Here is a 9,447-nt window from a genome sequence, read left to right as displayed (position 1 = left end):
TGGTATCGTTCTTCTCGGCTGAGGTGCTTGTACATTGGGCAATTTCGATTTGGCGGTTAAAGCGGCCATGATGCTCTCGCATCCTCAGCCACCTATAACCAGTTCATCTTTGTTGCACTTCGTCCTTGAATCCGCCGGAGTCAGTATGAAATTAACGACATTCCACAAAGATGGAAAAGATCGATTGGGATTGGTAGATGGCGATCATGTGATTGACTTCAACCAAGCACAGCCACAAGTGGATGCCGATCTTCGTTTGGCATTGAAGTCGGGCGTGAATTTGGCGGTCGCTGCTAAAAATGCGCTGCTCTCCAAGGCAGAGCGTTTGCCCATATCTAGCTTGCAGCTCTCTGCCCTCATTCCAGAACCAGGGAAAATCATTTGTCTGGGTTTGAATTATTTTGACCATGCCAAAGAAGGCGGACGTGACAAGCCTGAATATCCTTGGTTTTTCTTACGCTCTGCGTCGTCATTACTTGCACCTAATGAAGATGCCATTCTTCCGAAAGTCTCTGAGCGTTTGGACTATGAAGCGGAGTTGGCCGTTGTGATCGGTAAGTCCGTGAAGCATGCAACGATGGACAACGCCTTGGACTGTGTGTTTGGCTACAGCTGCTTTAACGATATTTCAGTTCGCGACTACCAAAAGAAAACGCCACAGTGGACGATTGGCAAAAACTTTGACAAGACCGGTGGTTTTGGTCCTGTGCTGGTCACAGCCGATGAGTTGCCTGCGGGGGCCGAGGGTTTGAGTATTCAAGCCCGCCTCAATGGCCAGGTCATGCAAAGTGCGAACACACGCGACATGATTTGGGGCGTGGCTGAGACGATCAAGTTGTTGACTGAATGCCTGACGCTCGAGCCAGGTGACGTGATCATCATGGGGACGCCCGCCGGTGTTGGTCAGGCGCGCACACCGCCTGTCTGGATGAAGCACGACGACACTGTTGAAATTGAAATTGAAAACATCGGTGTCCTTCGCAACAAGATCAAGGCTGAGGTCAGTTGATCATGCGTTTAGAGATCAGTCTAGAAACATTCGACGTTGCGATCGTTGGATTTGGCCCAACTGGCGCGATCGCCGCAGGCTTGCTGGGAAAAAAAGGCATTCGCACTTTTGTGTGCGACAAATCACACGATGTGTATGACAAACCCAGAGCCATTGCTTTAGACCATGAGATTTCACGCGTCTTTCAACACATGGGCGTCGGCAAATCGATCAAACCATTTTTGGAGCCTTTTACTGACTCTGTGTATTACGGTGTAGACGGGCAAGTCATCAAACGCATGTCCACTGTTGCTGCGCCTTACCCTTTGTCGCACACCCCCTCGGTGGTATTTACGCAGCCGCCTGTTGAAAAAATTCTGCGTGAATATGCCAGTTCGCAAGCATCTGTGACGGTCGCGCTTGGTTTGAGTCTGACGGACTTAACGCAAGATGCAGAACACGCCACCTTGGTGCTCCAGCATGAGGATGGCCATACGTCACAGGTCAAGGCCAAATACGTGATCGGGTGTGATGGGGCTAGCAGTTCGGTACGCTCATTGGCGGATATTCAGCTTGAAGATTTGGGCTTTGACGAACCTTGGTTGGTTGTGGATGTGATGGTGAATGAGCGGGGCTTAGCAAAGTTGCCCGCGAACAGTGTGCAATATTGCAACCCCGAGCGGCCTGCTACTTATGTGATTGGTCCTGGCAACCACCGTCGCTGGGAAATCTCAATCAACCCAGGTGAAGATCCAAAAGATGTTGCGACGCCTGAAGGCACATGGAAGTTGTTAGCGCCTTGGCTGACAGAGGATGACGGAACGCTTTGGCGGCAAGCCAGCTATCGTTTTCATGCGCTGGTGGCTGAGACATGGCGCAAGAAACGTGTGTTTGTGGCCGGAGACGCTGCACACCAGCAGCCGCCGTTCTTGGGGCAGGGCATGTGTCAAGGTGTTCGCGATGCAGTGAATCTGTGTTGGCGCTTAGAAGCTGTGCTCAAAGATGGCGCTGCCGACACACTGTTGGATTCCTATGGCGTTGAACGTAAAGCCCATGTGACAGATCTGACCACCCGCATCAAAGGAATTGGGAAGATCATCACAGAGCGTGATGTGGAGAAAGCCCGTGCGCGCGATGCCAAGTTGTTGGCAGAGTGTGACGGCGTCGTGAAGCCGATGCCGCGTCAAGATGTTCAGCCTCCTTTGACTGTCGGTCTACTTGGGTCCATCGAGCATCCTGCAAGAGGCTCCATTTTTCCTCAGCCATTGTTGAATCAACCGGATGGCGAAAAAGCTCGTATGGATGATATTTACCCAGCCGGTTGGAAGGTTGTTTTACGCGCAACCGCAAGCGATGATTTCACGAGCGCTTCGACACATCATCACCTCACATCGCTCGCTGTTTTGAAACTTGGCTCATCGACATTTTCTGAGGCGGAGGGTGTGTTGGCTCAGTGGTTTGAAAAGCATCAAGTGCAAGCCGCCATTGTTCGACCCGATCACTACATCTATGGCATTTGCAACACCCCGCAAGAGCTGGCCACAGAACTCGACGCCTTGAAGTTGGCATAACGCGTTCAGTCAATAAAACTTTAGGAGACAAAAATGGAACGTAGACAATTCATGTATTCGTTGGTCGCTGCGACCTCTGCCGTGACAACCTCAGTTTGGGCTCAAGCAGAGGCCTGGCCCGATAAGCCCATCAAATTTGTATTGTCACAACCGCCTGGATCAGGTCCAGACAATGTGGCGCGATTGCTTGGGGATCGCTTGGGTAAATCACTGGGGCAGCCCATTGTGATTGACAACAAACCAGGTGGACAAAATGTGATTGGCGCACAAGCAGCGGCACGCTCAACACCAGACGGGTACACCTTTTACTTCGCCACGACAGCGGCTTTAATTACCAATACCTTGCTGTTCAAGCAATTGGCCTATGACGCGCAAAAAGACTTTGTCCCCGTCGCATTTGTGGCTCGAAGTCCATTTGCTATCTTGGTAGATGCCAATTCGCCGATTCAAAATTTGGATGATTTGATTGCTAAATCAAAAGCATCGAATGGCCAGTTTTCGATAGGCAATGAAGGTCCACGTACGTTCAGTGGAATGATTGCGAGACTTTTCAATGCGCGATCCAAATCCGCTGCAAATTTGGTTCCTTATGCCAACGTGGGTGTGGGGTCTCAAAATTTGATGGGGGGGCATGTCGATGCAATGGTGGCAGATTTGGCTTCCACAGCCCAATTGGCTAAGCAAGGCAAGCTTCGTGTCATCGCTACTACGGCGGCGAAGCGCGTGCCTGGTTGGGAAAACGTACCCGCGCTTTCTGAAAAGCTTGGAAACTTTGACATGGTCGGTTGGTTTGCTATCGTTGCACCCAAAGGTACGCCACCGCAAGCGATTGCAAAGATGAATCGCGAAGTGAACTTGTTGCTTGCAGACAAAGACTTGTCTTCACGCATTGCAAACATTGGACCATTGGCGGATGCAACGATGACAGAGGCTGATGTCGCCAAGTTCTTATCGGCGGAACTGGCCCGTTGGACCGATGTGACGAAGGAAATCGGTATATTGCCTGAGTAGCGTGTCATGTGATGCCACTTCGACGGCAAGAGGAGGACTTGTTAGTCGAGGCCATCACGCCCATGTAAAGAAAAAGCCTCTGCACGTGAATGCAGAGGCTTTACTTTTTTTGGCTCCTCGACCTGGGCTCGAACCAGGGACCTACGGATTAACAGTCCGGCGCTCTACCGACTGAGCTATCGAGGAATAGAAAAATTATAGCGCATTTTTTGCGCCATTTTCAGAGGTGCCATTGAACACTTGCACGAAATGTTCTGGGCGCCCCTGGGTTCAGGAAATATTGGCCATATTGCTTGGGTGACTCACGCCAATAGTGCTTGTTGGCGACGTTCTGGATGCCCCATGTCCAGCTGGTGTCCTGTTGATCGATGCGGGTGTCGTAGTGGGTGGTGAAATCCAAGGTGGTCCATGCGGGCAGCACAATTTCACCGTGTTCGGTCACATTGCGTTCACCTTCTCGGGACAGGCGCAGTCCGGTGCGCAATCCGGCCATAATCGTAAAGCGGTACTCGGCCAGCCCGCGCACGGTGTAGGCCGGCACATTGATGGGACGTTGACCGTTCAGGCTTGGATCGCTGGTGGCATTTTCTCGCCGTGCTCGCAGCCAAGTGGCTGAGCCATCCCACGTCCAACCCCGCAGCGCGGTGCGGGCGTTGAGTTCAAGACCGCGGTGATGTGCTTCGCCATCCATTTGACGGATGCAAGTTCCGCCGTTGTTACACCCCCATGCGTCGCCTGATACAGGGCGGGTGATGTCAAACCATGTGGCTTGCCAGCGCGTCAAAGACGAAGCACTCTTGATACCTATTTCGTGTTGGTGGCTGCGCAACGTGGTCAGGGCTTGGCCTGCATTGCGGTAACGCGTCGTGTCGGCAGAAGCGACCTCTGACTCAATGCCTTGCCCAGCGCTTGCGAACACCATGGGGCCTGCATCTAGTTGCTGGCTCATCGCCAACCATGGCGTGGTGAAGTTGCGCAGGTCTTGTGTGGCTTGTGAGCCATCGGTCATTGCGCTTTGGCGCTTGAGTTGTGTGTAGCGCAAGCCCAGCCAAGCGTCGGTGCGGGCGCTGAGTTTGATGCGATCTTTCACGGCCCATTCGGTCGAGGCATCTTGCGCGTTGCTCATCAAGCCATTGCGGTCCGAAGCTTGACTCGGCGGGATGAGTCCACCCGTGAGGCTGTTGGTGGTGCCTAACAATGGGCTGGTTTGCATGCGCGGCATGTCGTCGACCAAGCGCTGGCGCATCACACTGAAGGTGAGCCCATGTTCTAAGCCGCCTATTTGGGTTTGACCGCTCAAGCTGGTTTGTACCGCTTGGTTGTGTCGCCGTTCGTTTTCGGTGTTGTAGTCGTAAATTTGGAAATCGCCATTGGCACAAAAACGATCCGTCATCGTGGCGCTGCAACCCGAGGCATACACCAAACGATCATCCGCACGCAGCTGTTGTACGCCGTATTGCGTGGTCCAGAGCCAGTCGTTGTCGAGCTGGTGTTTGAAACGCACGCTGCCAGTCAGTCCATCAAACACACCAGGGCGTGAGTTGGGTTGGCGCGTGATGTTGCGCGTGCCGTCCACGGGGGCGGGCAGGGCTTTGGGGCCATTGCCCATCAGGCTGTAAAAGTTCACGCCAATTTGCGCAACGTGGCTTTGCTCAAATTCCCATTCCAAGCGATTGTTTGCATCTAGGCGCCAATCTAGGGCCAAAGCCACCAAGTCGCGTTGACCTCGGGTGTCGCGAATGGCGGGGTTCAAATCGGTGTGCGCCACATTGAAGCGATAGCCAAATTCTGCTTCTTCCCCCCATCGTTGCCCCAAGTCGAGGGCCACCGAGCGGTTGTCACCAGGGCCGTAACTCAGGGTCACGTTGCGAATGCTTTGGGTGTCACGCATCGGTGGACGTTTCACCACGTAATTCACCAAGCCACCCGGTGCACTGGTGCCCGCTTGCATGCCGCTGGTGCCTTTGAGCAGTTCTAAGCGTTCTTTGTTTTCGAGTCCGATGATGGTTTGCGCCGAAATCGGCAAGCCATCGCGCCGGAAGTTGTAGCGGTTGTCCAGTGTGAACCCGCGCACGCTGAGTTGGTCCCAATAGGCGGGCAAGTTATAGCTCTCGCTCACAGAGGCATCCAGCAACAAGGCATCGCTGATGCGTTGAGCGCCCACATCCTGCAAGTCGGTTTGAGAAAAGGTGCTGACGCTCAAAGGAAGCGCATAGGTGGGGACATCGTCAAACCCAGAAACACCCAACGGCGGTTGTGCAGTGACGGTGACTTCAGTCAGCGTCGGCTCCGCCCACGCTGCGCCTTGGCAGGCCAGCAGGGCAATCGCAACAACCGTGTGTGGGCGTGGGTTCAACGCATCAACTCCTGTAATTGGTGTGCGGCCGCTTCTGGGGCGTCCGCTCCTGTGATGGCACGAACCACCGCGATGGACCCCACGCCGCTGCGCATGACGGCTGAGATTGTCGCCTCATCGATCCCGCCAATCGCCACCAACGGGCTGTGCTGCATAAGTTGGGCGTAGGCATACAAACGGCCTGTGCCCTGCGGTGCCGTTTGCATGCGTTTGAGGGTGGTGGGAAACACCGCGCCCAAAGCGATGTAGCTGGGGCTGACCGCATCGGCGCGCAGCATTTCGGCGTAGCCGTGTGTGCTCAAGCCCAGCCGCAGACCCGCAGCCCGTATTTTTTCAAGGGGGGCGTCATCCATGTCTTCTTGGCCAAGGTGCACGCCGTAAGCGCCCTCGTCGATCGCGATTTGCCAATGGTCGTTGATGAACAGCAGGGCGTGGGTGCCTTGCACGGCTTGCACTGCTGCGCGGACTTCTTGGCGAATGGCCGCTGCATCGTCAGACTTGAAGCGTAGTTGCACCGTGGGCACACCGGCACGCGCCATGCGGCCCACCCATGGGGCGTCGGGCAGCACGGCGTACAAGCCCAGGTGCTGTGGGCAGGCAGGAAAGGCGTTGGCACGGGGCACGGCCGCGACGCCGAAGTCTTGCCGCGTGCAGGGCCAGTCATTCAGCGAAAACTGACCTGTGCGTTGCGTTTGAGCCTGCCACGCATGGGCGACGCATTGCGCGTCGTGCTCTAAAAACCCCAGCATGCGGCAGCCTTGCAGCACACCGGCCATGTCGGCGCTGAGCTGTGCATCGCTGTCGTGCACGGCCTGTGCATAGGACGAGGCATCGCCCGCCAGCATGACCGCATGTTGCGTGGCCAGTGCGTGGGCGATGTCTTGTGCTGTTGTCAATTGCAAGCTCATGCTTGGTGCCAAAACGGTGTGCCCAGCACGGGCGTGCTGGGTTGTGCGCTGTCTTGGGCTTGCATGGCCCCTGCGCGATAAGCGGCTCGCCCAGCGTTGACGGCATCGGCAAAGGCACCTGCCATGCCGATGGGGTCTTGTGCCAAGGCCACGGCGGTGTTGAGCAGCACGGCATCAAAGCCCCACTCCAGCACTTGGCAGGCGTGCGAAGGTAGGCCCAAGCCCGCGTCCACGATCATGGGCACATCCAAGCGGTCACGCAGCGTGCGCAAGGCATGTGGGTTGATGGGCCCTTTGCCTGTGCCAATCGGGGCCGCCCACGGCATCACGGCTTGGCAGCCCACATCGACAAGTCGCTGGCACAGCACCAAATCGTCGGTGGTGTAGGGCAGCACTTTGAAGCCCGCTTTGATCAAGCGGCTGGCCGCTTCGGGCAGGTTCAAGGTGTCGGGTTGCAGGGTGTAGTCGTCGCCAATGAGTTCGAGTTTGATCCAGTCGGTCTCAAACACCTCACGCGCCATCTCGGCCGTGGTGATGGCTTCTTGCACGCTGTGGCAACCCGCGGTGTTGGGCAGCACGGGCACTTTGGCTTCGCGCAGCAGGTTCCAAAAACTTTGCGAGGCTTCGCCACCGCTGCCGGTTTGGCGGCGCAGTGAGGCGGTCAGCATGGCCGGTTGCGAGCGCTCAATGGCTTGCAGCAAAACGCTGGGTGAGGGGTAGCGCGAGGTGCCCAGCATCAATCGGCTGTTGAATGTATCGCCGTAAAGCGTGAGCGGGTCGGCGTGAAGCGTGTGTGGGGTCATGGTCTATTTATCCGCCCGTGATGGGGGCAATCAATTCAATGTGGTCGTCTTGTTTCAGCGCATGCTGGGCGTATTGCCCGCGTGGCACAAATTGCAAATTGACAGCCGCCGCAAAGGGCGGCTGAATGCCTGCGAGTGCGACTGCATCGGCCAGCGTGGCGCCAGTCGGCAACGTGTGAGGTGCTTGGTTGATCAGCACTTGGAGAGTCGTGTCAGACATGTTCAAACTTCAAATGGAATTGTTCTGCCAAGGTGGTGGTGTGGTGTTGCACCCATTCCACCACCACGTCGAGCATGGCGGGTGAGATCAAAAAGCCGTGCCGGTACAAGCCGTTGATCTGCAAGGTGCGATCGCCCAAGCAACGAATGGCTGGCAAATTGTCGGTCAAGGTGGGGCGGGCTTGGGTGGCGACTTCTAAGATTCGGGCCTCGGCAAAACCGCTGTGCACCGTGTAGGCGGCGCTGAGCAACTCCAGCGTTGAGCGCACGCTGGCGGGCGACAGGTCTTCGGTTTCAATCTCTGTCGCGCCGATCACAAACACATGGTCTTCTTTGGGCGCAATGTAGATGGGGTAGCGCGGGTGGATCAAACGGGTGGGGCGTTGCAGTGTGACCTCGGGGGCATGCAGGCGAATCACCTCGCCGCGCACGCCGCGCAGCTGCGGCCACTCGGTGCGGGCGCCCAAGCCTCGGCAGTCGAACACCCAATCGGGTTGACCCATCTGGCCCGGCTGAAAATCGTCGGGTTGGCGCGGGCTGTTCCAGTGCAGTGCCACGCTTTGCTGCGCCAGGCTTTTGAGCAATGCGGCCAGCAGTTGGCGGTTGTCGAGTTGGCCTTCGCCCGGCAAGTACAGGGCTTGGTTGAAACGGTTTTCCAGCGCGGGCTCGCGCTCTTGCAAACCTTCGGCATTCAGCGTCTGCGCGGCGGGCAAGCTGGGCAGTTGTTGCTGCGTGCGGTGCAGCAGTTGCTCAAAGCGTTTGGCCTCTGCCGCGTCTTGACGGTGCCACAGCACCAGCGTGCCGTTTTGCTGAAAGAACACCGGCTCCGACAACGGTGCGATCAGTTCGGGCCAGCGCTTGAGCGCGTGCTGGCCCATCTGCACCACGGGCAATTCGGTGATCGCCGACTCGGCCAAAGGAGCCAGCATGGCTGCCGCCACACGCGCAGCCGCACCCTGTGCGTCTGAGCCTTGCGCTTCGTACACCGTCACTTGGTGGCCGAGCTGCGCCAAGGTGTGGGCCAACAAGCGGCCCATCAGGCCCGCGCCTAACACCACGCTTGAAAGTTGTGCGCTCATTGAATGAGGTCCTTTTTGATTTGCGGATAATGCCGCCCATGAACAATTCTTACCGCTACGCACGCGTCCTCACCATTGCTGGCTCTGACAGTGGTGGTGGTGCCGGCATTCAAGCCGACCTGAAAACTTTTGCCGCCTTGGGCTGCTACGGCATGAGCGCCATCACCGCCTTGACCGCGCAAAACACGGTGGGCGTGCAAGGCATTCATGCCGTGCCCGCCGAGTTTTTGAAAGCGCAAATCCAGTCGGTGGTCGAAGACATCGGTGTCGATGCCATCAAGATTGGTATGCTGCACGCCCCGGGTATTGTGGAGGTGGTGGCCTGGGCCATCGACCATTACCAGCTGAAGAATGTCGTGCTCGACCCCGTCATGGTGGCCACCAGCGGTGACCGCTTGATTGCCAACGACACCGTGCAGGTGTTGGTGCGCGAGTTGTTTCCCCGCGTGAGCGTCATCACCCCCAATTTGGACGAAGCCGCGTTGCTCTTGGGCCGCGACATTCCCAATGCC

The 9,447-nt window shown here is 56.7% G+C and carries 9 protein-coding genes and 1 tRNA gene; 4 read left to right on the top strand and 6 right to left on the bottom strand.

The genetic code is table 11. The features are described from left to right. Nucleotides 1-145 precede the first annotated feature (145 nt). The 3 genes from RMS95_RS01160 to RMS95_RS01150 are packed head-to-tail and all read left to right on the top strand — an operon-like array spanning nt 146 to nt 3,570. Nucleotides 146-1,009, top strand: coding sequence for a fumarylacetoacetate hydrolase family protein (locus RMS95_RS01160; protein WP_310642852.1), 864 nt, complete (start codon nt 146-148; stop codon nt 1,007-1,009). A gap of 2 nt (nt 1,010-1,011) precedes the next feature. Further along, nucleotides 1,012-2,559: a bifunctional 3-(3-hydroxy-phenyl)propionate/3-hydroxycinnamic acid hydroxylase gene (locus RMS95_RS01155; protein WP_310642851.1), complete on the top strand. Its 1,548-nt coding sequence runs from the start codon at nt 1,012-1,014 to the stop codon at nt 2,557-2,559. Between the two features lie 33 nt (nt 2,560-2,592). Further along, complete coding sequence (locus RMS95_RS01150) at nt 2,593-3,570, top strand: tripartite tricarboxylate transporter substrate binding protein (protein ID WP_310642850.1); 978 nt, start codon at nt 2,593-2,595, stop codon at nt 3,568-3,570. A gap of 110 nt (nt 3,571-3,680) precedes the next feature. Here RMS95_RS01150 and RMS95_RS01145 read toward each other — a convergent pair. The 6 genes from RMS95_RS01145 to RMS95_RS01120 form a co-directional block, all read right to left on the bottom strand. Beyond that, nucleotides 3,681-3,756, bottom strand: a tRNA-Asn gene (locus tag RMS95_RS01145). A 34-nt stretch (nt 3,757-3,790) separates the two neighbouring features. After that, nucleotides 3,791-5,926: a TonB-dependent siderophore receptor gene (locus tag RMS95_RS01140; protein ID WP_310642849.1), complete on the bottom strand. Its 2,136-nt coding sequence runs from the start codon at nt 5,924-5,926 to the stop codon at nt 3,791-3,793. Continuing rightward, nucleotides 5,923-6,834, bottom strand: coding sequence for a thiamine phosphate synthase (gene thiE / locus RMS95_RS01135; protein WP_310642848.1), 912 nt, complete (start codon nt 6,832-6,834; stop codon nt 5,923-5,925). Before thiE ends, RMS95_RS01140 begins: the two co-directional genes overlap by 4 nt. Then, a complete protein-coding gene (locus RMS95_RS01130; protein WP_310642847.1) occupies nt 6,831-7,637 on the bottom strand; it encodes a thiazole synthase in 807 nt (268 codons plus the stop codon). Before RMS95_RS01130 ends, thiE begins: the two co-directional genes overlap by 4 nt. A gap of 7 nt (nt 7,638-7,644) precedes the next feature. Beyond that, nucleotides 7,645-7,857, bottom strand: a complete 213-nt coding sequence (thiS, locus tag RMS95_RS01125) for a sulfur carrier protein ThiS (RefSeq protein WP_310642846.1) — start codon at nt 7,855-7,857, stop codon at nt 7,645-7,647. Beyond that, nucleotides 7,850-8,935 (bottom strand): FAD-dependent oxidoreductase, encoded by a 1,086-nt coding sequence (locus RMS95_RS01120; RefSeq protein WP_310642845.1) that lies wholly within the window; start codon nt 8,933-8,935, stop codon nt 7,850-7,852. Before RMS95_RS01120 ends, thiS begins: the two co-directional genes overlap by 8 nt. A 29-nt stretch (nt 8,936-8,964) precedes the next feature. Between RMS95_RS01120 and thiD the strand changes: the two genes are divergently transcribed. Then, nucleotides 8,965-9,447, top strand: a 483-nt coding sequence (gene thiD / locus RMS95_RS01115) for a bifunctional hydroxymethylpyrimidine kinase/phosphomethylpyrimidine kinase (RefSeq protein WP_405023345.1), incomplete at its 3' end; no start/stop codon positions are given.

The organism is Limnohabitans sp. (assembly GCF_031539175.1).
Lineage (GTDB): Bacteria > Pseudomonadota > Gammaproteobacteria > Burkholderiales > Burkholderiaceae_C > Limnohabitans.
Note: the sequence above shows the minus strand (reverse complement) of the source record. Positions and strands in the feature narration are given on the sequence as shown.

What these genes read in the sequence shown, in the direction of transcription:
- RMS95_RS01160 (WP_310642852.1), top strand. Translation starts at nt 146, where the DNA reads ATGAAATTAACGACATTCCACAAAGATGGAAAAGATCGATTGGGATTG.
- RMS95_RS01155 (WP_310642851.1), top strand. Translation starts at nt 1,012, where the DNA reads ATGCGTTTAGAGATCAGTCTAGAAACATTCGACGTTGCGATCGTTGGA.
- RMS95_RS01150 (WP_310642850.1), top strand. Translation starts at nt 2,593, where the DNA reads ATGGAACGTAGACAATTCATGTATTCGTTGGTCGCTGCGACCTCTGCC.
- thiE (WP_310642848.1), bottom strand. Translation starts at nt 6,834, where the DNA reads ATGAGCTTGCAATTGACAACAGCACAAGACATCGCCCACGCACTGGCC.
- RMS95_RS01130 (WP_310642847.1), bottom strand. Translation starts at nt 7,637, where the DNA reads ATGACCCCACACACGCTTCACGCCGACCCGCTCACGCTTTACGGCGAT.
- thiS (WP_310642846.1), bottom strand. Translation starts at nt 7,857, where the DNA reads ATGTCTGACACGACTCTCCAAGTGCTGATCAACCAAGCACCTCACACG.
- RMS95_RS01120 (WP_310642845.1), bottom strand. Translation starts at nt 8,935, where the DNA reads ATGAGCGCACAACTTTCAAGCGTGGTGTTAGGCGCGGGCCTGATGGGC.